The organism is Myxosarcina sp. GI1(2024) (assembly GCF_053543375.1).
Genome location: NZ_JBKGTY010000002.1, coordinates 869,684 through 892,564 on the forward strand (window position 1 = coordinate 869,684; position 22,881 = coordinate 892,564).

Annotated in this window: 18 protein-coding genes and 2 pseudogenes; 10 read left to right on the forward strand and 10 right to left on the reverse strand. The window is 38.8% G+C overall.

Going from position 1 to position 22,881, the window contains the following annotated elements; genetic code table 11:
* Position 1: 1 nt before the first annotated feature.
* Positions 2-1,798, reverse strand: coding sequence for an ABC1 kinase family protein (locus tag ACLFKQ_RS13105; protein ID WP_449000224.1), 1,797 nt, complete (start codon positions 1,796-1,798; stop codon positions 2-4).
* A 298-nt stretch (positions 1,799-2,096) separates the two neighbouring features.
* On the reverse strand, positions 2,097-2,438 hold the full coding sequence (locus ACLFKQ_RS13110) for a DUF6825 family protein (protein ID WP_449000225.1): 342 nt from the start codon (positions 2,436-2,438) through the stop codon (positions 2,097-2,099).
* Positions 2,439-2,613: 175 nt separating this feature from the next.
* On the opposite strand from ACLFKQ_RS13110, the gene ACLFKQ_RS13115 reads away from it, so the two are divergent.
* The 3 genes from ACLFKQ_RS13115 (at position 2,614) to ACLFKQ_RS13125 (ending at position 6,197) form a co-directional block, all read left to right on the forward strand.
* On the forward strand, positions 2,614-4,251 hold the full coding sequence (locus tag ACLFKQ_RS13115) for a mechanosensitive ion channel family protein (RefSeq protein WP_449000226.1): 1,638 nt from the start codon (positions 2,614-2,616) through the stop codon (positions 4,249-4,251).
* Positions 4,252-4,513: 262 nt separating this feature from the next.
* Complete coding sequence (locus tag ACLFKQ_RS13120; RefSeq protein ID WP_449000227.1) at positions 4,514-5,605, forward strand: class I SAM-dependent methyltransferase; 1,092 nt, start codon at positions 4,514-4,516, stop codon at positions 5,603-5,605.
* Positions 5,606-5,810: 205 nt separating this feature from the next.
* Positions 5,811-6,197 (forward strand): hypothetical protein, encoded by a 387-nt coding sequence (locus tag ACLFKQ_RS13125; RefSeq protein WP_449000228.1) that lies wholly within the window; start codon positions 5,811-5,813, stop codon positions 6,195-6,197.
* Between the two features lie 181 nt (positions 6,198-6,378).
* Here ACLFKQ_RS13125 and ACLFKQ_RS13130 read toward each other — a convergent pair whose 3' ends face one another.
* Entirely contained in the window at positions 6,379-6,819 is a 441-nt protein-coding gene (locus tag ACLFKQ_RS13130; RefSeq protein WP_449000229.1) for a hypothetical protein, read from the reverse strand.
* 555 nt (positions 6,820-7,374) lie between these two features.
* On the opposite strand from ACLFKQ_RS13130, the gene ACLFKQ_RS13135 reads away from it, so the two are divergent.
* The 7 genes and pseudogenes from ACLFKQ_RS13135 (at position 7,375) to ACLFKQ_RS13165 (ending at position 16,506) form a co-directional block, all read left to right on the forward strand.
* Positions 7,375-9,588, forward strand: coding sequence for a GumC family protein (locus tag ACLFKQ_RS13135; RefSeq protein WP_449000230.1), 2,214 nt, complete (start codon positions 7,375-7,377; stop codon positions 9,586-9,588).
* Between the two features lie 52 nt (positions 9,589-9,640).
* Complete coding sequence (locus tag ACLFKQ_RS13140) at positions 9,641-11,317, forward strand: alkaline phosphatase family protein (protein WP_449000231.1); 1,677 nt, start codon at positions 9,641-9,643, stop codon at positions 11,315-11,317.
* 843 nt (positions 11,318-12,160) lie between these two features.
* Positions 12,161-13,619 (forward strand): annotated as a pseudogene (gene tnpC / locus ACLFKQ_RS13145) (IS66 family transposase).
* A gap of 83 nt (positions 13,620-13,702) precedes the next feature.
* Positions 13,703-14,971 (forward strand): O-antigen ligase family protein, encoded by a 1,269-nt coding sequence (locus ACLFKQ_RS13150; protein ID WP_449000232.1) that lies wholly within the window; start codon positions 13,703-13,705, stop codon positions 14,969-14,971.
* 433 nt (positions 14,972-15,404) lie between these two features.
* Positions 15,405-15,656, forward strand: a pseudogene (locus ACLFKQ_RS13155) (glycoside hydrolase family 9 protein); the annotation flags it as partial.
* Between the two features lie 43 nt (positions 15,657-15,699).
* Positions 15,700-16,263 (forward strand): peptide deformylase, encoded by a 564-nt coding sequence (gene def, locus ACLFKQ_RS13160; protein ID WP_449000233.1) that lies wholly within the window; start codon positions 15,700-15,702, stop codon positions 16,261-16,263.
* A gap of 48 nt (positions 16,264-16,311) precedes the next feature.
* Positions 16,312-16,506: a hypothetical protein gene (locus tag ACLFKQ_RS13165; RefSeq protein ID WP_449000354.1), complete on the forward strand. Its 195-nt coding sequence runs from the start codon at positions 16,312-16,314 to the stop codon at positions 16,504-16,506.
* A gap of 553 nt (positions 16,507-17,059) precedes the next feature.
* On the opposite strand, the gene rpmF is transcribed toward ACLFKQ_RS13165, so the two are convergent.
* From rpmF to ACLFKQ_RS13200, 7 genes are all read right to left on the reverse strand, one after another.
* A complete protein-coding gene (gene rpmF / locus ACLFKQ_RS13170; protein ID WP_449000234.1) occupies positions 17,060-17,239 on the reverse strand; it encodes a 50S ribosomal protein L32 in 180 nt (59 codons plus the stop codon).
* A 59-nt stretch (positions 17,240-17,298) separates the two neighbouring features.
* The gene (locus ACLFKQ_RS13175) at positions 17,299-17,514 is read right to left on the reverse strand and encodes a hypothetical protein (RefSeq protein ID WP_449000235.1); all 216 of its coding nucleotides are present in this window, start codon (positions 17,512-17,514) and stop codon (positions 17,299-17,301) included.
* Complete coding sequence (locus ACLFKQ_RS13180; protein ID WP_449000236.1) at positions 17,489-18,076, reverse strand: hypothetical protein; 588 nt, start codon at positions 18,074-18,076, stop codon at positions 17,489-17,491. Before ACLFKQ_RS13180 ends, ACLFKQ_RS13175 begins: the two co-directional genes overlap by 26 nt.
* A gap of 110 nt (positions 18,077-18,186) precedes the next feature.
* Positions 18,187-19,521, reverse strand: coding sequence for a carboxyl-terminal processing protease CtpB (gene ctpB / locus ACLFKQ_RS13185; protein WP_449000237.1), 1,335 nt, complete (start codon positions 19,519-19,521; stop codon positions 18,187-18,189).
* 295 nt (positions 19,522-19,816) lie between these two features.
* Positions 19,817-20,290, reverse strand: a complete 474-nt coding sequence (locus ACLFKQ_RS13190) for an NUDIX hydrolase (protein ID WP_449000238.1) — start codon at positions 20,288-20,290, stop codon at positions 19,817-19,819.
* Between the two features lie 121 nt (positions 20,291-20,411).
* The gene (gene recA / locus ACLFKQ_RS13195; protein ID WP_449000239.1) at positions 20,412-21,476 is read right to left on the reverse strand and encodes a recombinase RecA; all 1,065 of its coding nucleotides are present in this window, start codon (positions 21,474-21,476) and stop codon (positions 20,412-20,414) included.
* A 340-nt stretch (positions 21,477-21,816) separates the two neighbouring features.
* On the reverse strand, positions 21,817-22,788 hold the full coding sequence (locus tag ACLFKQ_RS13200) for a Gfo/Idh/MocA family protein (RefSeq protein WP_449000240.1): 972 nt from the start codon (positions 22,786-22,788) through the stop codon (positions 21,817-21,819).
* Positions 22,789-22,881 lie beyond the last annotated feature (93 nt).

The window sequence follows — 22,881 nt, forward strand, 5'->3', positions numbered from 1 at the left end:
TTTAAAACATGCGATCGATGCGATCGAGTCGCTTTAATAATCGTAGCCATGACCAGCCAGGTATTGTTGCCAATATAGCAACGATTGCGGCAATTATTTGATATCCACCGATTAAAAGTAAAGTTGCCGACACGATTAAAGCACTAAACAATAAAGCATAGTTCGTACACAATTGAACCGCACCCAAGCGGCGCAATACCCGTTCTGATTCTAAAGAGCGAACGCGAACTCGTAAGTCTCCTCGTTCTAATTTATCTATTGTATCTTCAATTCTTCTAGGTAGTCCTAAAGCCGTACTGCCTACTTGAGCCGCTTGTTTACCTAATTCATCAAAGATAGTTTTGCCATTGCCGTTGGTGTTAGTCATAAGCTGCATCGCATAAGGTTGAGCTACTTCCATAAAGTTAAATTTGGGATCTAAACCTTTACCTACTCCTTCGAGGGTAGAAAATGCTCGCATTACAAAGGTAAAGGTCGCTGGAAAGCGAAAGGGCTGTCCGTAGGCAATTTCGTAGAGATCTTCACTGATTGCTTCTACAGATTGTTCCTCAAAGGGCTTGTCCATAAAATTATCCAGCATGAACTGAATAGAGCGTCGCACGGAGGTCATATCGCCAGTAGGAACTAATGCACCAACTTCGATTAAAGATTTGACTACTAAATCAGCATTTTTCTGAGCGATTCCAAGCAAGATATCGATTAGCTTTTCGCGAATATTGTTTTTAATCTGACCCATCATGCCAAAATCATAAAAGATCAAGGCTCCTTCTGGATTGACCGCGATATTGCCGGGGTGGGGATCTGCGTGAAAAAAACCACTGTGAAGTAGTTGCTGCAAATAAGCTTTCGCACCCAATCTTGCCAGTATTTTTCGATCTAAACCAGCTGCTTCAATCGCTTCGTAATGACTGATTTTTATTCCCGGGAGATATTCTAAGGTCAAAACTTTGGGTGAGGTATATCGCCAGTAAACCCGAGGAACTTTGACCCATTCTACTTCGCGAAAGTTACGGCGAAAAGTATCGGCATTGCGTCCTTCATTTAAATAATCGGTTTCTTCCCAAAGAATGCGACAGCACTCTTCATAAATTCCCAGCCAATCTCTGCCTTTGCCCCACTCGGGGTGATTTTGAAAATAACGAGTAATCTGCTTTAATATTGCTAAATCTACAGTAAATAGCTGTTTTAAACCCGGTCTTTGTACTTTTACTACTACTTCTGCCCCACTATGCAATTTTGCTTTGTGCACCTGACCCAAACTAGCCGCCGCTAGAGGAATAGGCTCGAAGTATAAAAATAATTTGACAATTGGTTTACCAAATCCTGCTTCGACAATTTCGGTGACTTGTTCGTAGGAAAAAGCTGGAACTCGGTCTTGTAATTTGGAAAGTTCCTCTACATATTCAATAGGAAATAAATCGGCACGAGTGGAAAAAAGCTGACCGACTTTGATAAAAGTAGGACCTAATTGCAAAAAACTCTCTCGAATCCAACTTGCCTGAGCTTTTCTTCTAGCTGAGAGTTTTTCAGGAGAAAAGCCACCTACATAAGTCCATTTTTGATTACTGCGCCAAAGTCTAAATAAAAAAGACAGAACAAAAATCCAAATATCTATCCGACGGCGAGTCCGAGAGTATTTGGGTTTATTCCAGCGATAGGATTTTGGAGCGGCAACAATCGGCTTAAGTTGACGATTCTGATGAGCTGTAGTTTGGGCAGCTTCTATCTTAGTCAGAGAACGAGCGTTCTTGCTCTTATCGCGAGCTATTGAATTTTGATTGGAAGAGACAGATGACACGGGGTTATTTAACAGAAATTTAACTGTAAGACTACGGTCGAATCAAACGAGATTAACTGAGGCTTAAAATTTGCCTAGCTACTTTACAAACTAATGTTTTACTAAGAGTTAGAGTAGGCAAGGAATCTTAGGGCTAGGCTTCCTCGCCGCTTTATGACCCCTCGCTTTATCTTAAAAGTAGCGAGAAGTAGCGAGTCGCTCTCTGAGTAATTCACATGCTAGCGACTTAGTGGATTAAGCCAAATTTTATAAATATTGATTATCAATTGGTAGTAGAAGCCGCGCGATATCTCTCGAGCTACAGCTCGCGATATTGTTTTAACTCTGCTCTCACGCTAGCAATTTCTGCTCTCAGTCGGTCGAGCATCGCTTGTAAATCTCCCGAATAAACATTGCTATTTGAGTAGTTGGATGCAGAAGAATGACCGGTTCTTGCTGTGGTAGTGCTAGGCGCATTTTTGGCAATGTTTTCCGCGCGCAATTCCACTTCTTCAACAAATTGTCTGAGATTTTCTCGTTGTTCGGCATCAAACTTGCCGAGTTCGCTCATAGCATTAGTAAAAGAATCTTCTAATTTTTCACCGAGAACTTCTGCTAAAGCTCTACCAAAAAAAAAGGCATTAGTGACCGAATTGCTCATAAGATTAGGTTGCTCAAATATATATATTTGGAAATAGATCGCTTCTTTATGTAGAATAGCGAATGCTTTAATAAAGATGTTTCAGTTTTTACCTATATATTATTACAGTAAACTTGGGAATTTTTAAGCTGACAAGCCTAAAGATCGCAATTGAATAAATTTTTAATCGGTCGTTATGGTAAAAATTCGCTTTTTAACTAGAGTAATTATAATTGCGATCGCACTCAATTTAGTTTTGACTGTACCGGGGCGATCGCAACGTCTGTTTCTGCCGCAAATTAACTGGCAAACTATAAGGTCGCTGCAAAATCAAGATAGTGTATTAATTTCGGGATGCGTGCGCCTCGATGGACGCTGTATCTTTGAAATTTTCGATCGTCATGCCAATATGTCACAATTATCTCGACGCATTCAATATTCCGAACAGCAACTACGAAAAATTAGCCGAGTTTACTCTGAGAACGATGATGCCAGTTTGAGAGTTACCTCTCAAACCAAAAACAACCACCAGATTATTAATGTAGCCGTCGGCGAACGGCAAATTCCTATAGTATCAGTGTATAATCGAGATGCTGAAGCGAGAGGTATATCGGTAGAGCAATTAGCCACGCAAATTGAGGAACGCATTCAAATTGGACTCGAACGTGCCAAACAAGAAAGACAAAAGTCGTTTTTAATTGAGAGAGCCAAACTCGCACTGGGAATTGCAATTATAACTTTACTTAGTGGCTTAGCTGTATTCAACCAAGAAAAAAGATCTAAAAAAGCCAAAAAAAAACTAACCTCTCAACCGTATTCTTTGTTTTCCCCTCTATCGATTCGCCTCAATCAAAAACAAAAACTAAATCTACGAGAAATCCAGCATCGTTTGCTTCAATGTCTTCAAATAGCAATTTGGCTGGGTGGAATTTTGCTAATTTTGGGTTTATTTCCCTACACTCGCTCGGCTCAATTGTGGACAATCACCTTGTTACGCATTCCTTTAAGAATTCTGATTGTTGGATTCTTAACCTATGTCTCGATTCGACTGAGTTATGCTCTAATTGCCAAGTTTAACCGTAGCTTTACTGAGAACTACGTGATGAATCGCGATGTTCGTCAGCGTATGCAGTTGCGGATTAATACCATTGCTCGCCTAGTCGGAGGAATTATAACTGCTTTCTGGGTAATTTTGGGCATTGTAGTCGCTATTACAATCGTTGGTATCGATGTTACTCCTTTACTTGCTGGTGCGGGTATTTTAGGTTTAGCACTTTCTTTTGCTTCTCAAAACCTAATCAAAGATGCTTTAAATGGCTTTTTTATTATTTTGGAAGATCAGTATGCTGTCGGCGATATTGTCAGTATCAGCGATTTTGGCGGTCAAGTCGAAAACCTCAATCTGCGAATTACTCAGCTAAGAGATCCAGAAGGTAGATTAATTACCATTCCCAATAGCGAAATTAAAACCGTTGCCAATTTATCGAGTCAATGGTCGAGAGCCGATATTAATATACCAGTTGCCTATCAAACTAATATCGATCTTTCTTTAAAGTTAGTTACCAAAGTGGCATTAGAAATGTTTGAAGATCGAGATTGGCAAACTAAAATTTTAGAAGTTCCTGAAGTACTAGGAGTCGATGATTTTGGCGAACGCGGAGCGGTCATTCGCGTCTGGATTAAAACCCATCCTTTCATGCAGTGGGAAGTAGCCCGCGAGTTTCGCCGTCGAATTCATAATGCTTTTCAACAGGCTGGTATTTCTTTACCAATACCACAACGTCAAATTTGGTTGGAACATGCCGAAGCTGATGATAATAATAACAGTATTTGATACAGCTCGAGAGCTCATAATCAAACGATGATGCCGTATTGTACAAGTTTAACCGTCAAAATTTTTTGGTAGACTGACAGTTAATCCCTAATTTCTTAAAAAACTTAATTTTAAAACAACTAACACCCATAAGTTCTAGTTGATTATACTTAAGGCATATATTTACAAAACACAACAAAACTTTATTATCTTTGGTTAGCTACTTATAAAAAGTTAACCGTGAATAATCATTTTATCTACAAATTAGACCCAGCCGACATTTATGCAATCAACTCCCAACATCGACCAATTTATTCCCAATTCTATAACCAAAGTAGCGTATCGAGGTTTTCAGGAAAGCAAAAAAGTCTTTGGCTTGGTTCATAAACTAGTGAGCGATCGCCTGACTAATACTTTTGTTCCCGAACGACTGAATACAGTCCAACCTCTTTCTCCTCAAGTTCTAGAAAAGCTGCAGCAAAGACTGAATAAACTAGAAGAAATTGACTGGCAAGAAGCTCAGCAAGGAATATATCCTACCAGTGTGCTGTTCGATAATCCTTGGTCGGATTTTTTCCGTTACTATCCTGAAGTATGGTTAGATATGTTCAAAATTTGGGAACGGCTACGAAATAGAGAATATCAAAAATTCGATGCCGAAATAGATCGAGAAGGATATCCTTCTTACTACCTACAGAATTTTCACTATCAAACTGACGGCTATCTTAGCGATTTATCAGCCAATCTTTACGATCTCCAGGTGGAAATTTTATTTAACGGCTCGGCTGATGCTATGCGACGCCGAATTATTTCTCCTTTAAAAGAAAGTTTAACTGATTTTGGCGGTTCACCACAACAACTTAGAATTCTCAATATTGCTTGTGGTACCGGTCGTACTCTCAGAATGATTCGCGGAGCTTTACCTAAAACAGCGCTTTTTGGAGTTGACCTGTCTCCTGCCTACTTGAGAAAAGCCAACCAGCTACTCTCGGAAATCCCTGGAGAACTGCCACAATTGCTAAGAGCTAATGCTGAAGAATTACCTTATTTAGACAATTACTTTCATACTGTTACCTCTGTTTTCCTATTTCATGAATTGCCAAGCAATGCTCGTCAACGAGTTATTAATGAGGCGTTTCGCGTAATTCAGCCTGGAGGAACATTGATTATTTGTGATTCTATGCAGGCAACAGATTCTCCAGATTTTCAAGTGATGATGGATAATTTCCCTGTCCTTTTCCACGAACCATATTACAAACACTACACCACGGACAATCTACAAAAGCGTTTAGAACGAGCAGGGTTTATCAATATTCGCGTTACAAATCATTTTGTCAGTAAGTATTGGATAGCTCGTAAACCCGTCGCATCTTGAGGAGAAAATATCAAAATTTATGGCAACTGATTGATTGGTTATTTGGAACTTAGAGCCTGCTGATACAGGCTCTAGCTATTAATTTTTATTAGATATAAATCTAGGTAAAGTAGATAGTCGATCGCATCGCGTTAAAATAGAATTTACAGATTGCTAAGATTGCTAAAAAATTGGACAATTTTATAGTAGAGAGTATTTTTCAGCCGTGAACGATCGCTTCAATCAAATATTTCAGTACAATACTTCAGGTCTCGGTTGCTGGTTAAGCTTAATTTTGATTGCTTTTCTATTAGCTTCGGTAGGTTTGGGCTGGGTTGTCAATGGATTTTTAATTTTCTTGACTTTTTTACTAGTCTCACCAGTACTTGCTTTTTGGGGGTTTCGATGGTGGCTTAAGCGCAAACTAGTTCAGGATCGATGTCCTGTCTGTAGCTATGAATTTACTGGATTTAAAAATACAGAGTTTAGATGTCCTAGTTGCGGTGAAGCCTTGCAGGTAAAATCAGACCATTTTAGCCGTATTACACCCCCAGGTACTATTGACGTCAAGGCAGTAGAAATTTCTGCCCAACAGATAGAAGAAAATAATTAATTTCTAAGTTTTTAATTATTTAACCTGAGCGTCCAACAAAATTTGATTCGTTATGTCTGAAAGAAACAATTTGTTTCCTAAAAGTCAGGTGGAAGCTGGAACACTTATCGTTCCTTTGGTTGAAAATATTGTTGTTGCGCAAAATCATTTTTTAAAATCTCTTAAGCCGAGCTTTAGTTATTTAGTTTTCAGTAGAAATATCTAGAGTAAATTGGTAATTTTCTCCGAGACGGTCTCCTACATAAATTTGATATCTACCTGCTTCCCAGACTCCAGAAATTTCTGGCTGTAATCCTGATGCTTCACCTAAAATACAAAAACGATCTCCAGGTTTTGGTCCTAATACTAAAAGCGTTGGTTGTCCTCCTGAAGCTTGCACTTTAAGCCGCATATAATCGACTCGTTGAGCTATGCTCAAGGTGTAATTTGGCGTATTTGCAATAAAACCACAACCTTTACTATCAATAGTACCACCCGATTGACCTCTAATAGTTTTTTGAATTTTATTGTCTAATTTGGTTTGGTTTTGTGCTGAAAAACTATCGCCATTCTTGATTCCTATAATGAGCATAATCAAAGTTATAAAAATGGTGTTTGCAATTTTGGCTTTAGGGAGTTTCATGAAAGATAAGCTCAAAAATTAAAAAAATTAGGTAAAAATACAATAAATTTATTTTTTTATATATATAAACTCACTATATTATATAAAATAGCAACCACTTATGCTTCATTGGTTGTTCCAGTTAGCAGACAGTCATAAGTAATTATTGTAATCAACTTTTTTTATTAATAAGATAACGTTATTAAATAAGCATACTAAGCAATTTTATTTGCTCATTTTTAGTTAGAGTTAAAATCCCAGAGATCGTGGGTTTTTCTTAAAAAAAGCTACCTGAAATATTTTTATGATAAATTCGAGCTTCACTTTCGATAATTCATCGACAATTATAGTATTAAAATTATAATTAGCTACTTTCTGTCCTCTAGACAATAATGACTGGTTATCGATGGCTTTTTGACATTTTTACCCTTTTATTGCCATACTTTACCAAAACTTTAATATAACTCACCGTTTTATCGCTTATAAAGAATCTATACCAGAAAATACTAGGAAAATTTTTAAAAGCGTAGTAAGAGCAAATTAATTCAAAGTTGGGTTTTAGAATACATACATATTATGACTAATATACGAACAGATAAACCTTCATACGCTCTTCTTGACAATAGAGAACAGAGAGAAGCACTTGACATTAATCTAGAAAGATATTTACTAAAACTTAGAAGACGTTGGTTACCAGCCTTAGGGGCATTTCTACTAACAGTAGGAGCGACAGCATTTCTCAGTACTCTCTTAGAAGAAACCTATAGTGCTGAAGGAAAAATATTATTTAAGCAAAATCCTATAGATACCCTGACGGGTTTAGAAGCGGGAACGCAGAAATTAAATTCTTTATTAAATAATCAGACACCTTTAAGTACTGAAGAATTGAGAATTATTTCTGAGCCAGTATTACAACAGACTATCGACCAGCTCAAACTAGAGGATGAAGAAGGACAGCCTCTCAAACCCGAAGCTTTAAAACGAGACTTAGATGTAAGCATTGTTGACGGAACTGACGTAATATCTATTTCTTACAGGCATCCCGATTCTTATAAAGCTGCTAAAGTTGTCAATACTTTGATGGATACCTACATTCAAGAGCAAATTCGTAGCAATCAAACCGATACAGTTAATGCCGATAGCTTTATCAATAATCAAATACCGAAAGTTGAAACCAAACTTAAAAACGTCGAGTCGAGTTTGCAAAAATTTTACGAAAAAAATCAAGTCATCGATCTCCAAGAAGAAAAAAGAAATTTGGTGAGCGATCTCGGTACTCTCAATCGCCAAATTTCTACAATTGGAGCTCAGCTACAGGGTACGCAAGCTCAGGCTTCTAGTTTACAAAGCCAACTAGGCTTGAACTTGAAACAGGCGATCGCTGCTAATCAATTAGGAAGTACTCCCGCAGTTCAAAGTATTCTCCAACAGTTGACCACTACTGAAACTCAACTAGCTCAAGAACGCCAGCGGTTTAAAGACAATCATCCTACCATTGAGAGCCTATTAGAGAAAAAAGGCTATCTACGGCAACAGCTAGAGCAGTTAATCAATCGGTATGTAGGAAGTCAAGTTTCTGAGGGTTTATTGCAAGGTGGCGAATTAAAAGATAACCAGCTAGAAAAATTCATCAACTTAAAGATAGAAGAGCTTAGTTTACAAACCCAACTTTCTTCTCTATACGACTATCAACAAGCTTACTTAGATCGAGCAAAACAATTGCCAAGATTAGAAAAGAGAGAACAAGAGTTGCTTAGAGAAGTAGAAACTGCTCGCAAAACCTACGAAACATTATTAACTAATCAGCAAGAACTACAGTTACTCGTCAATCAACAAACAGGCAATGCTGAGGTTATCGAACTTGCTAGAGTTCCAGAAAAGGGATCGACTGGAAGAATGGCACTAATGATAATGGGAGTTTTGGCAGGATTGTTACTGTCCAATTTGACAGCAATTGCCTTAGAAATGCAAGATCGCACTCTTAAGACAATTCCCGAACTCAAACAAAAGTTTGCCTATAAAGTTTTGGGCATTATCCCTTTAGATACTTTACAGGCAGACCGTAATAAAATTGTAGTTTACAGTGAGCCGGATTCGTTTGCCAGTGAAATTTACCGCATGATTCAGGCAAACTTAAAATTTCTCAATTTCAAGCGGCAGCCAAAAGTTATTTTGATGACTAGTTCCGTTCCAGGAGAAGGTAAATCTACCGTTGCAGCCAATTTAGCAGCCGCTATGGCTCAATTGGGTCGTCGCGTATTAATAATTGATGCCGATCTGAGAAAATCTTCTCAACATCATCTGTGGCACATTAGTAACAAATTGGGTGTCAAGGATGCGCTCGCTCATAAAACTGCTCTTGAAGAACTAGTATCTAGACCGATGAAGCAACTTGATATATTAGCTGCCGGAGTCACTGCCCCTAATCCTCTAGCACTATTAGATTCAGTAGAAATGAGCGAACTAGTGGCAAAAGCTCGACAAGAATACGACACCATTGTCATTGATGCTCCTCCATTACCGGTAACTGCAGACGTACTCACTCTAAGCAAATTATCCGATGGTATCTTGTTTGTCAGTCGTCCGGGAATAGTCGAACACGAAAGTGCCGAGCTAGCTCAAGAAACTTTAGTCAATGCCAATATCAGTCACAAAGTTCTAGGTATGATAATTAACGGTGTTAAATCCAGTGAATTCGATCGATACTCTTATCATGCTAAATACAGTAAGCGCTATTTTGACAGCTCTGCCGATAAGCCTAGCAGTCATTCAAAAACAGTAACTGCATAACACCCGATTTTACTACTTAGCTAATAATAATTCGAACTGAGAATAATCCAAAATGAATCAACCGGTTATAGCTATTGGCTTAGATGCAGCAGAACCGAGATTAATCGAGCGGTGGATGTCAGAAGGATACTTACCCAATCTCAATCAAATTTGTCAACAAGGAACCTACACTCGTTTAAATAACACCGTTGACTACTGCGGCATTCCCACCGAATACTCAACTACAGAACCCTTGTGGGTGACATTTTCTACGGGATGTCGTGCCAATAAAACTGGGTACTGGGACACAGTCAATTATAATCCTGAAAATTACGAAATTGCCTGCGACGAGGTACACAGCGGTTATGACTATCGGGAATATCCTCCTTTTTATGCTTTGGGAGATGATTACAAAGTAGCTATTTTCGATCTACCAGTGACAGTTCTTTCCGAACGAGTTCATGGGACACAAATTTTGGGTTGGGGAGGACATTATCCCTATACCGTCAGCGATTCTAATCCTCCAGAATTAATTGCTAAAATTATCAAAAAATACGGAAAAAATCCGGTCTTACATAATGACAATGGGCTGTGGTGGCAACCTAGTTATGTTGAGTGGATCCAACAAGCAGTAGACCAAAGCATTCAAGGGCACTCCGCGATCGCCCGTGAGTTACTGCAACGGGAAGCCTGGGATCTATTTTTGATGGTTTTTGGTGAAACTCATACTATCGGTCACGATCTTTACAATCACAGCCAGCCAGACCATCCGCTATATAACCATCTCAGTAAAAATGGCACTAAACCCGATCCCTTACTTGCTACCTATCGGAAAGTAGATCGAGCAATTGGTGAAATTTTACGCGAAGCTCCACGAGACGCGAACGTTATCTGCTTTGCCGTTCATGGTATGGCTGCTAACTTTACCGATCTATTGAGCATGGCAGTGTTACCAGAACTCCTTTACCGTTATAGTTTTGGTAAAGCGGCACTTACTTCAGGTAAAGTCGGTACTCCTCCTGCACCTATAGTAACTAAGCCCATCAGAAATTCTTGGCCAGGAGAAATATGGAGTCAGATACACGAACCCAATCCGATTAAAAAATTATTTAGAACTTGGACTCATAAAAGATTGTTAACAGGGAGAAAGCATGGACTTTTATCACCATATGGCTTGATGGATTTCTCTACCGAACCAGAACTAACTATGAGTTGGATGCCTTCGATGTGGTACTCACAGCTTTGGGCTAAAATGAAAGCTTTTGCTCTACCTGCATTTACTAACGGACATATCCGAATTAATCTCAAAGGAAGAGAAAGAGATGGAATTGTCGATTCTTCAGAATACAATGCTCTATGTAAGGAATTAATTGAAATTCTCTATCGACTCCGAGATGGTAGAACGGGAAAACCCGTAGTTAAATCTGTAGCTAGAACTCGTAATAACCCATTACAAAGCGATCTCAAACTGCCAGATTCGGATTTAGTCGTCTTATGGAGCGAACCTATTACTGACGTTATTGATAGTCCCGATTTAGGACGTATTGGTCCCTTAACCCATTGTCGAGCAGGCGGTCATAAGAGCCAAGGGTTTCTTATGGTCAAAGGTCCCAAAATTCCTCGAGGTTTTAATTTGCCAGACGGCGAAGCTGTGGATTTAGCACCGACAATTTTAGAATTGATGGGTGCACCTCTTCCCCAATACATGGATGGCAAGCCTTTGATTAAAGCTTCTCAATTAACGTTTTAAACGTAGGTTAATTTTTGGCGTAAGTATTTGCTCGGGTCTAAACTGTGTATTCTATTATATAAGTAAAGATGAAATGTCTATTTACAATTTTGAATCCAACTGGCGATTGAAATTTTAACTAAACTATGAATCCTGAAATATCGGTCGTTATTTCAGGCTATAAATTATAAGCGATACATTACTACAACTCTTATAAAATCTTTCTTGAGACAAACTTAATCGGACGACTATAATTTCAAACAAATATTTATTAAAGTTAGCAGAATATTTTACTCTATATTTAGAATACTAGCTTTAACAAGCTGGTTTTTTATTATACTACGAGCGTAGTGTTTGTATAATACGATAATATGTAATTCTCACTTTCGGACATAAGTCCTACAAAATATTTATATTAGTCTCACTCGATTACACAAAATTTTGTGGCTCATTGAGAAGCGGTCGCAAATAATCCAGAATTGCCCCAGCTTTGGTCAAAAATTTATTTTTTATTTTAGTTTTATTTTGAACAAACACAAATATTATTATATTATAATATCAGTTTCGTACAATATTTTAAAAGCACAAAACTGCTCGACAGCTGAAAAAATAGTAATTAATCCTTATAACGTTTTTAAACTAATTACCATGTTGGAACAAAAAGCATATTCTAACTTATTAACTTATTCATCAAAAATACCAGCTTAGCGAGGAAAAAAGGCTTTATTTATCGTTAATAGCTGGTTAAATATTATTGTTTCCAATTACCGACATTCAATTTAATTTTAAAAAATCCAACATTTACAGGTAAGGATTCAGGTATCAGGGTTGACAAAAAGGAAAAAGAGATTAAAGTAGCCAATAATGAGCGAAGCTAATCACCCCTTCAAAGCCGAAGAACTGCGCCAGTTGTCCAATGAGAAACTGGCAGAAATCGTGACTACCCAACAAAAGCTGATTGAGAAGCTAGAAAAAAGAATAGAACAACTGGAACAGAGCCTCAACCTCGACAGCCAAACCTCATCGAAACCCCCTTCAACTGACTTGCTGAAAAAAAGCGAGAGAAAACCAGAAGTAGGGTTGGAAGAAGCCAAAAAAGAGACAAAAAGAAAACCAGGAGGACAACCAGGACATCAAGGGAAGACGAGAAAAGGATTTGGGCGTGTAGACCGCTACGAAGTATTGAAACCGACCATCTGCTCCAACTGTGGAAATCAACAATGGAAGACTAAGGGGGTACGAGTAGATACTCAACAGGTAGCCCAGTTGGTGGCAAAACCGATACAAGTCGTAGAGTACCAACGTCATCACTGTCAATGCGGCAAGTGTGGAGCAATAGAGGCAGCTCGACGGTCTCCCACAATGATTCCAGGTCAAGACTTGGGAGTCAGACTACAGGGGTTACTTTCCTGGCTGGGAAACTATGCTCATATGTCCTATGCTAAACAGCAAGAACTGTTGTGGGAACTGGGAGCAATAGAAATTAGTAGGGGAACTTTAGTTGCCACCAATGAACGAACGAGTACAACAAGCGAGTATCAACAGTGTTGAAGGGTTGAAAAAGTCGATTAATTCAGAGCATCCTCCTCTACATTGTGACGAAACCCCCTGCTCAGTTAAAGGAGTCAAAGAATGGCTCTGGGTTTTAGCTGGGTCAGAGTTCTGCCTGTTTCATGCCGGCGATACTAGAAAACGCAGAGAATTGGAAGCTGTATTAGGAGTATTCTATGATGGAGTTTTGATTAGCGACGATTTTAGTGTCTACAACGGCTATTCAGTAGCAGGACAACAAAAGTGTTTGGCTCATCTACGTCGTCATTTTCAAAAACTGTTAAAGACTAAAGGGGTAGATAACCAAGAAATTGCTACCACCTTTCTGTCTCTAATTGATGAGGCATTTAAGCAACATCGGGTTTGGCGACAGACCCATCAGGAAAGCCACTATCGAGATTGGGCAGAGGATTTCCGAAGGCGAGTGACTAGCGCAATTAAGACTTGGCTCAAGAATGCTGGTCATGAAGCTGGAAAACTGCTACGTTCGCTGCGTGATAAGGCGGAGCAATGGTGGTATTTTCTGACACATCCTCAGATACCCCCCGACAATAATCTAGCTGAACGATGTTTGAGAACTGCTGTAACCAAGCGGAAAGTTTGTGGTGGCTCTCGTTCCATCGAACGGTTTCAACATACAGCCAACCTGCTGAGTGCAATTCAATCTTGTCGTTTGCAAGGACGTTCGGTGATTACTTTTTTTCAACAGACTTTACAAGCTACAGTTGGACATTGTTCTTATCCTTCTCTTATTCCTCATGCTTGCACCTGAATCCTTACATTTACAGTAATATTTTTCGCTGAGTAATCCGTTCGGGTAGCATCTGTTGCTCTATAAATTTTTAATTTATTACTATGAAAGGGATTAATCTAAAAATATTGAAATTATTTGAATTAGTTTTTTCTATTTTTTCTCTAATTCATCTATCAGCAGCAATTACACCATTAATTTTAACTGGCGGTATTAGCGAAGGAGATGGAATTAATGTTAACGATGTCGATCTATTTGTTAATGCCCTCATTTCCCTTTTTATTTATTTTATTACTTTTATTTTATTAGCATTACGTTGGAAAAGAGCCGTTTTTTATGTAGCCAAAAATCCGCTTATTTTATTACTGATAGCGATTATTTGTATTTCTTATTTTTGGTCGGTATCACCCTCAGAAACTTTTAAAGCTAGTGTTTATGCTATTGGGACTACTGGTTTGGGGCTCTACCTGGCAACTCGATATACTATTAAAGAACAGTTCGATATTCTCGTTTATACTTTTGTTTTGATGACAATTTTAAGCGTTTTATTTGCGATCGCTTTACCTCACTATGGAATCATGGGCGGCGTTCACGAGGGAGCATTACGAGGTATATTTACTCACAAAAATCAATTTGGAGCAATAATGGTGCCGGGAGCTGTTCTTTTTTTATTAAAAGCTTTTAAAAATGGAAAAAATACATGGATTTTTGGGTTTTTACTAATAATTATTATTGCTCTGATTATTTTGTCAAACTCGAAAACTGCTTTGGGCACTTTAGGAATTATGTTGTTGCTTTGCCTTTGTTATCGTATTTTTCGCTGGCAATATGAAATAATGATTTCCGCAAGTTTGGCCGTTACTTTTATTGGTTTTGCTGGACTTATGTTTTTTATGACTTTTCTCGAAACTGATTCTTTTTTTATAGCACTTGGGAAAGACGCAACTTTATCTGGTCGCACTGAAATTTGGCAACTCGTCTGGGATCGAATTCAGTTACGTCCTTGGTTAGGCTATGGACTTGCAGCTTTTTGGAATGGTTTAAACGGACCTTCTGCTTATGTTCAACTAGCCCTTACGGTAGAAGTACTTTATGCTCATAACGGATTTTTAGATATTTGTCTTTCAATTGGATTTGTCGGATTATCTGTATTTTTAGTAAGCTTGTTTAGTACTGGATTTAAATCTTTAGCTTTATTACGAAAAACTAATAGTCCAGAAGGATTTTGGCCGCTACTATTTTTAACCTATATTTTGCTATCTAATATTACTGAAGGAACTATTATTACTATGAGTAATTCTTTTTGGGCTATTTATACAGCAATATCTTATTCCTTAATCATAGCCAGAGAAAAAAATTACTCTATTTACTAATACTCAAAACATTTGAATATAACACAACCGCTCGACTTTTTTTCTTCTACCTCCTACCTCCTGGAGAGGCTGTCTTTGGGTTGCGGAGCAAGTCTAAGAGTCAGTTTGCGCCAACATCGCGTCCTCCCTTGGAGCAAACCTGGAACATGTTAGCCGTTAGTCTTACAATTAAAACGTTGGCAAAAATATACAGCTGAGTTTTAGTCGTTAATAATTCAGTTAATAATTCGCTACTAAACCAGGGTAAGAGCAAGAAACATTGGTGCTGTTGTTTCTATCCTAATAATAATATTTTTTGGATCTTCTTCTCTCGTGAAATTTAACTATAGAGAAGCATTACAAAAATCAATACTTTTTTTGAACTCAGCAAACAGGAAAATTAGACTACTGAAATCATTTCCCTTAGAGAGAAGATGCACCTCTCGAGAATGGTTTCGATGTCGGCATCAATTTGAGTGAAGGTTGGTTTGAGTCTGGAGAGCGCGTTAAATTTGGTTTTCCTATAGCGGCGAGCGCATCTACTCTGGCTTGGAGAAGAATTGAATATTACGATGACTATCAAAACTCAGAGCAGCTACTTTATCTATTTTTACCCAAAAAGAAAAAGTATTCGCCAAAAAATTCTACTATTGGCTTGATTTCGGAAAATCTTCACTTGATCGCCGCAACCGCAATTGATATTTAGCGATAAAATAAAATTAAAGAAACGACGATAATTTACTGTAAATATGACTTCTGTAGTCACGAGAGAAAAGAAAAAATTAGCACGACCATCTTTAGAACTTCACTATTTGGGCGATCGCGTCTTGCGCCAACCAGCCAAGCGCATTTCTAAAGTAGACGAAAAAATCGCGACTTTGATTGAAGACATGCTGCACACCATGTATAGTTCTGATGGTATTGGTTTGGCAGCTCCTCAAGTAGGAGTCAACAAACAACTAATCATTATCGATTGCGAGCCAAACAAAGCTGAAGATACATCTTTAGTGCTAATTAATCCTAAAATCACCAAATTTGGCACTCGCCTGTGTAAGGCTGAAGAAGGATGTTTGAGTATTCCTGGAGTTTATTTAGAAGTAACTCGCCCTGATGAAATAGAGGTATCCTATAAAAACGAACGGGGTAAACCCAGTAAGCTAAGAGCTACAGGCTTACTGTCTAGAGTCATTCAACACGAAATGGATCATCTCAACGGGGTGATGTTTGTCGATCGCGTTGAGAATAATTTAGCACTGACAGAAGAATTACAGAAAAAAGGATTTGCTGTTAATGCGGTCAAGCCAGTCAAATAATAAAAATATTTATTAGAACATCAAAGGAGTAAACTCTAGGTGACTTCGATTACTATTAAAAGCGGTGTATTTCTGATGCTTTGCTGCATTACGGCGATCGCAGCAGTTGGTTCGGTATTTGAATTATCTTCTGGAAATCCCGAATTGGGTAATCTAACTACCAGCATTATTCTCGCTACTAGCGTTCCCTTGACTGGAATACTATTTTGGGCGGCAGTCCAAGATACTAAAGCCAACCAATAAATCTTTTATTCAGTATCGAAATCAAACTGATCTGGGTTATGTTGACATAGCTAAACTAACCAGCCAAGAGCCGAGGACAATTCCTCAAAATCAAATTCGTACTAATCAGTCCGACTGAAATCTCTAAAAACACTGTAATAGTATTTTAGTACTAATATCCTCTGCCATTGTGGGTTCGCTAACTACACGCCCGCACTTTGTAGTCAAGATGATGTTAGTGAAATTTCCGAGCGGTGTATTCTCTTAAACACACTGCACTTTTTGTAGTTTGAGTCTTTTGGTAATGAATAGGCTGAAGCTTGGATAAAAGACAAACATAAAGCAACTCAGGAAAAAAAGATTAAAGGTAGTTATCAAATTTTTCTCACCTAGAGGTTGCCACTGTCGAAAAATAAATTTCTAGCGATCGCAATCATGGGATCGCTAGAAATTTCGCTGTTTCCAGCTATTACGTGAGTTCGATAAAAACAGAAATTATTAGTCTCTTAACGAAATCATAATGGTTTCAGCTTACGGAAGAATCAGGCTTTAAGCCTCTGTCGAACTCACGTAGCTATTCGTCTTCGCCTTCGTCTTCTTCATCTTGAAGATATACAAAGCTATTAGAACGTCCTGTTAGCACAGATTTGCCCAAAGAAAGAGCCTTTTGAGCTTCTAAAGCTGCTTTGTGTTTCCAATGTGCTTTACGATGATTTCGCTTTGATTTAGAAGTTTTCTTCTTAGGAACTGCCATATCTGTCTGAGGTAAACGTAAAAAGACAACCTTTCTATTGTAATTGTTTGGCAACAAAATTACAGAAGTGTTCCGGGAAAAATGCTTTCTTCTACCACCGATTGCCCTAAACTATCGTTAGCCGATGCCAAAAACTTCTCTTCAACTATAGCGCGGAAAGTTTTAAAATCTTCTTGCCAGTAATTCGCTATTTGAGTTAACTTTTGAGATTTGGAGATTTCGGCATCCTCGCCGAGATCGTAATTAAAATTACCAGAAAATAACAGTGCACTCAAAGGCGGCATTTTTGGTCGCTGCAACCGAGCTTCTGAAACATTTATGGTTAGTTGACAGCGCTCGAGAAGATACATCAAATTGATACCTGCCTGTACTGGAAATAAATTGACCGATATTTTTCCAAGTACCAGAATTTAGTAAAGTCTCGGTAATAAACTTTCGAGGTTTTTGGGGAGAATCGGGAAATGGTAGCAAAATTTTCAGACCAAAACTCAAACCCAGATATTCTGCGTGAGGTAACTTTTCAATGTATTTAATCGCTATTTGGGAGGCATTTATTTCACTCATCTCTTTACCATTGAGAGACTCGCTAATAGTAATCGTGCGAGGTTGAGCGGTAATACTAATTGCATTTTTAAAGTTTAATTGAGCCAGGTTAGGATTTAAAATGGGTTGTTTGGTCGGCTCCCAATCTTGAGGAATGATGCCACCAAACTTTAAAAAATCTAGACTCATCATCGTGGGAGTCAAATCCTTAGCTGCAATAATAATTGATATTTCTTCAATCGAGTCAGTTGCAGGACGAAAATCAACTTCTGTGTCTAAATAAGATAACGCCATAGTTAGATTAATTAGATAATTACATACACCTATCTATCTATAAGCTGCCCAAAACCAGAAATTAATTTACAGTTCACCGGCAAAAACTCAATCGATTGTTATGTACCGTTCTATTTAACGATTGCAGAAGGCAGAGAACTGTTCTCACCTTCTAAAGCATAACCTCGCAAAATAGAAATCGCTTTAGCGTACTGCCGATCTGCTTTAGTACCAATCAAAGCAGGATTAGTGCTCAGACTAGTTTGTTCTTCGGTAGTTAGATTTACCTGGATATCTGGTGCAATACCTTTGCGATTGATATCTATGCCACTTGGGGGAAAATAACGAGCGATGGTTACTGCTAACCCCGAACCATCAGATAGAGAATGTACTGACTGTACCGTTCCTTTCCCATATGTTCTGGTACCGACTACCGTGGCACGCTGGTTTTCTTTTAAGGCTCCTGCTAAAATTTCGCTGGCACTTGCTGAATAACCGTCTACCAAAACTACCAGAGGTAAATTGGTCAATGCTTTGCCATTGGCTGAAAATTCTTGATTCCCCCCTTTGCGGTCTATCGTCGAGACAATTTGTCCTTTTTCCATCCACATCCGCGCAATTTCTACGCTAGAAAACAATAAACCACCAGGATTGCCTCGTAAATCTAAGACAAAGCCAGATGCTTGTTTATTGCTTAACTCTTCAATCGCTTGCTGCATTTGTTCTGCGGCATGAGAGCTAAATTCATCTAATTTGATGTAGCCTACTTTCTGACCATTTTCACTTTCAAGTCTGTAGTCTACCGAAGGTAGTTCGATTTGCGCTCTTTCTAAGATCACATCGAAGGCTGGCTCTCCTTTTCTGGCTATTTGCAGGCTAACCTCCGTTCCTACTTCTCCTTTAATTGCTTCTGATGCCTGCTCGATACTCATTAACTCTGTGGAGCGATTGTCGATACGTACGATGCGATCTCCACTTTCAATTCCAGCTCGAGCCGCAGGAGAGTTAGCTAAAGGCTCGACTACAATCAACTGACTGGTGGTTTCGTCAATAGCCAAACGAATGCCCACTCCAGTCAACTCTCCAGAAGTTTGACTGGTCAACTGCTCGAACTCTTTTGGATCGAGAAAGCGAGTGTAGGGATCGCCCAAGCTTTCTAACGATTGCCGAATTGCTCGATATGCTTCTGCAGTATTGGCATAGTCTTTGCTTAGTAGTTCTCGGCGTTGTAGTCGCCAATCAACATGATTGAACCCGCGGTCGACAAATTCACTATTGACAATTTGCCAGACTTCATCAATGATCGTTTTAGGACTATCCTCAATTGCCGCCTTGGCTCTAGAACTACTATAAGCAGTAAACACTGAAGTTGCGACAAAAATAGCCATTAGCTCTAAAGGTAAGGCTTTACGGGTTTTAAATTTCAGCTTTCGACGCAGGTTGAAGTGATTGGCAAAATAATTCATAGGTAAACTTAACAATACAACGCTAATAAAATACTAAAGGTAATTTTTTAAAGTCAGAGATTACTTCGAACAGGACGAAGTCTACTCTCACCAACGGTCAAACCCAGCCAACAACTGTTTATTTTACTCAATTAACAATTTTTTGAGCACACGCAATAAATAAAAATAAATACAATAGCTTAGATTTAGGTTTGCGTGGTGTGAGATTGTTCGAAAATATACTAATAACCTTCTATTTTTTATTATGTATTGTGGTTGGCATTTTGCCCGTAATTCTCAGCGAAAAATAATCAATTTAAAATTTTTTAAACTCAGATACTAGAAAATCTAGTAGTATTTGGCGGTGAATAAAACCCAAAATCCTATCCTCTTGGGCTTTTTTAGAATAACAAGATCCGCGACGAATATCTTCAGGACTGACCAAATCTAGATCCAAGCCTTCATTTAATTCTAAAGCATCTAACTCTACTAGCAAAGGAGCATAAAAAATGTGACGAATTGCTTTGCTGTCTTGGTAGCAGTGAAACTCGATTGGATTATCGATTAGATAATTTATTTCTTCAGCTAATTCTCTTTTAAGTGCAGCTTTAGGATCTTCTCCAGGTTCTAAATGACCGCCAAACAATCCCCAGACTCCTGGATAAGCAATGCTGGGAATATTATCTCTTAACTGCATCAAAAATTTACCATCTCGAGTGAGAATCGCTAACGCCACAGAAATAGGCGAAGCGTTTACATGGTAGTCATTAGCTGAGACAGAATAATTCATACAGTCGCTCTAGCTTTGCTACTATCGATCGCAATTCATTCAAACCACAATGCAACTCTATAATAATCAGTCGCTTTGCTACTGTAAAGGCGAATAATTATTCGCCTTTAACCAAGTGCTTTTATTCTTCAGAATCGTCGCTCGATTCTCTGATGGAGTTAGCAGCAACCGATGCTCCCATCGCTAATTTCTCTTTTACCTGTTGTTCGATAGTATTAGCTAGTTCTTCATTTTCCATCAAATACTTAACTGTATTATCTCTACCCTGACCGATATTATCGCCGTCGTAACTATACCAAGCTCCTTTACGAACGACAATATCTGCATCTTCAGCCAAATCTAAGAGACATCCCAAACGAGAAATTCCTTGTCCGAAAATAATATCAAACTCAGCAATACGGAAAGGAGGAGCCACTTTATTTTTTGCCACTTTGACTTTAGCACGAATACCGTATTCTCCTTCGCTACCTTTCTTCAAAGTTTGAATGCGTCGAATATCTAGACGCACCGAGGAATAAAATTTAAGTGCCGTACCGCCGGTAGTTACTTCGGGATTGCCATAGCTAATGCCAATTTTTTGTCTTAACTGATTGAGAAAAATCACTGTCGAGCCAGATTTACCGATATTGCCCGCAATTTTACGCAGTGCTTTACTCATCAATCTTGCCTGTAAGCCTACTTGAGTATCGCCCATTTCTCCCTCAATTTCTGCACGAGGTACTAAGGCTGCCACCGAGTCTACTACAACTAAGTCTACTGCTGCCGATCGCACTAGCTGATCGACTATTTCTAAAGCGGATTCGCCGTTGTCTGGTTGCGCTACCAACAGGTTTTCAATATCTACTCCTAAAGCTCCTGAGTAAGTAGGATCGAGGGCGTGTTCGGCATCGACAAAAGCGGCTACACCACCTTTCTTTTGGGTTTCGGCGATCGCGTGGAGAGCTAACGTAGTTTTACCAGAGCTTTCTGGTCCATAAATCTCAATTACCCTACCTTTAGGTAAACCTCCACCCAGGGCAACATCCAAAGTTAGTGCACCACTAGGTATCGTCTCTACTTTCATCTGAGCGGCATCACCCAAACGCATAATCGCGCCCTTACCGAAGTTGCGCTCGATCTGTTTTAAGACTAAATTTAAAGCTTTTTCTTTATCGGGATTACTGGGAATGTTTACGCTGGTTGCCATAAATGCCTCTATCAATAAAATGAAAAAATAACCTAAGAAATGGCTGCCTTTGTTTTATATGACGAGTTTCGGAGATTTATTCCGAAATAAAAGGCGCAGTGATTTCACTTCTATCTTAGGTCTAATTGTCCCTGTTTCGTTTGCCGATTTAGGAAGTCGAACTGACCCTCAGAGATTATTTTGCCGCGAACGAAAAAGTAATTGGTGACCCAACCTCTTTATGATACTAACGTATTAATCAAATCGGGCAAATTAAATAAAAATCTAATTTTTCTAACTTAACACTAGCGACCGTCAAAAATTGACATCGATCTATAGATCTATAGAAGAGTCATTCAAATTAAACGAACACTATCTGTTTGGTTTCTGATGCCATACGTGCTGCATCAGCTACTTGAAGGGCATAGAGACTTGCCTGAGGTAGAACATAAAGAGAAGAACTGCTGCCTGCTAAGAAATCTAAAACTAAAGTTGTATCGCGAGCAAATAAACCCCGACGAGTTTCTACAGGAATAGACTTGCGTTCGGAGTCGCGAATTAAAGTTCCTCGTTCTCCTTCAAACACCAGGGTACCCCGGTCGCCGTGAATTTCAAAAGTGCGATGGGCTTGCCAAAAAACATCCCCCTTACCATAGGTAATTTCTGCCACCAGTTCGTTAGCAAATTCAAGTCGAGCATTACACAAACAGGCGGTAAAGTAGTCGGGTTGAGAACTATTCCAATAGCGATGCTGACAGGATAGGGTTTTTACTTCGCCGAAGTTATCGGTTAAGCGATGAATCCGAGACAAAGCCGCTGCTAGAGGAAAACCAAACTCAGTTCGGTGGTATTTCCAGCTTAAACTGACCTGGCGTTTAGGACTGATGGTCGCATAACGGGCATAAAAAACCTCCCCAATTTCAGACAAATTTTGCTTTATTGCCTGATGCAAGCCCCCAATAATTTCAATATGTTCGACATGGAGTAATTTATTTTTTTTTGTAGCCAAGGCCACAATGCTGGCAGCCTGTTGCGGATCTAGTGCCAAGGGATATTCGACGACCACGTGTTTATCTGCTTCTAATACTGCAGTAGCGATCGCGCCATGCAGGGAGTTGACCGTACAAACAAAAATTAAGTCTAGTTCTGCTAAGTTGACTAATTGTTGCCAAGAGTCGAATGGCAATGCTTTAAAAGTAGCTCCGAACTCTTCAATTCTCGAAGCAGTAGTTCCTGCCACTGCCACTAAATCGACTCTAGGATCTGCTCGTAAGGCTTCAGCTCTTTTACTTGCCGCATATCCCGTGCCAACTATACCTGCTTTTATATTCATTATTGATTTTTATCTAAGTGCAATTCATCAATCATAGGTATAACTATAATTAATCTTTATTTTCAACGAAACTCAGAAGCTACCATCTAAAGA

Coding starts and splice junctions, on each gene's coding strand:
- ACLFKQ_RS13110 (WP_449000225.1), bottom strand. CDS start 2,438: ATGAGCAATTCGGTCACTAATGCCTTTTTTTTTGGTAGAGCTTTAGCA.
- ACLFKQ_RS13115 (WP_449000226.1), top strand. CDS start 2,614: ATGGTAAAAATTCGCTTTTTAACTAGAGTAATTATAATTGCGATCGCA.
- ACLFKQ_RS13120 (WP_449000227.1), top strand. CDS start 4,514: ATGCAATCAACTCCCAACATCGACCAATTTATTCCCAATTCTATAACC.
- ACLFKQ_RS13130 (WP_449000229.1), bottom strand. CDS start 6,819: ATGAAACTCCCTAAAGCCAAAATTGCAAACACCATTTTTATAACTTTG.
- ACLFKQ_RS13135 (WP_449000230.1), top strand. CDS start 7,375: ATGACTAATATACGAACAGATAAACCTTCATACGCTCTTCTTGACAAT.
- ACLFKQ_RS13140 (WP_449000231.1), top strand. CDS start 9,641: ATGAATCAACCGGTTATAGCTATTGGCTTAGATGCAGCAGAACCGAGA.
- ACLFKQ_RS13150 (WP_449000232.1), top strand. CDS start 13,703: ATGAAAGGGATTAATCTAAAAATATTGAAATTATTTGAATTAGTTTTT.
- def (WP_449000233.1), top strand. CDS start 15,700: ATGACTTCTGTAGTCACGAGAGAAAAGAAAAAATTAGCACGACCATCT.
- rpmF (WP_449000234.1), bottom strand. CDS start 17,239: ATGGCAGTTCCTAAGAAGAAAACTTCTAAATCAAAGCGAAATCATCGT.
- ACLFKQ_RS13180 (WP_449000236.1), bottom strand. CDS start 18,076: ATGGCGTTATCTTATTTAGACACAGAAGTTGATTTTCGTCCTGCAACT.
- ctpB (WP_449000237.1), bottom strand. CDS start 19,521: ATGAATTATTTTGCCAATCACTTCAACCTGCGTCGAAAGCTGAAATTT.
- ACLFKQ_RS13190 (WP_449000238.1), bottom strand. CDS start 20,290: ATGAATTATTCTGTCTCAGCTAATGACTACCATGTAAACGCTTCGCCT.
- recA (WP_449000239.1), bottom strand. CDS start 21,476: ATGGCAACCAGCGTAAACATTCCCAGTAATCCCGATAAAGAAAAAGCT.
- ACLFKQ_RS13200 (WP_449000240.1), bottom strand. CDS start 22,788: ATGAATATAAAAGCAGGTATAGTTGGCACGGGATATGCGGCAAGTAAA.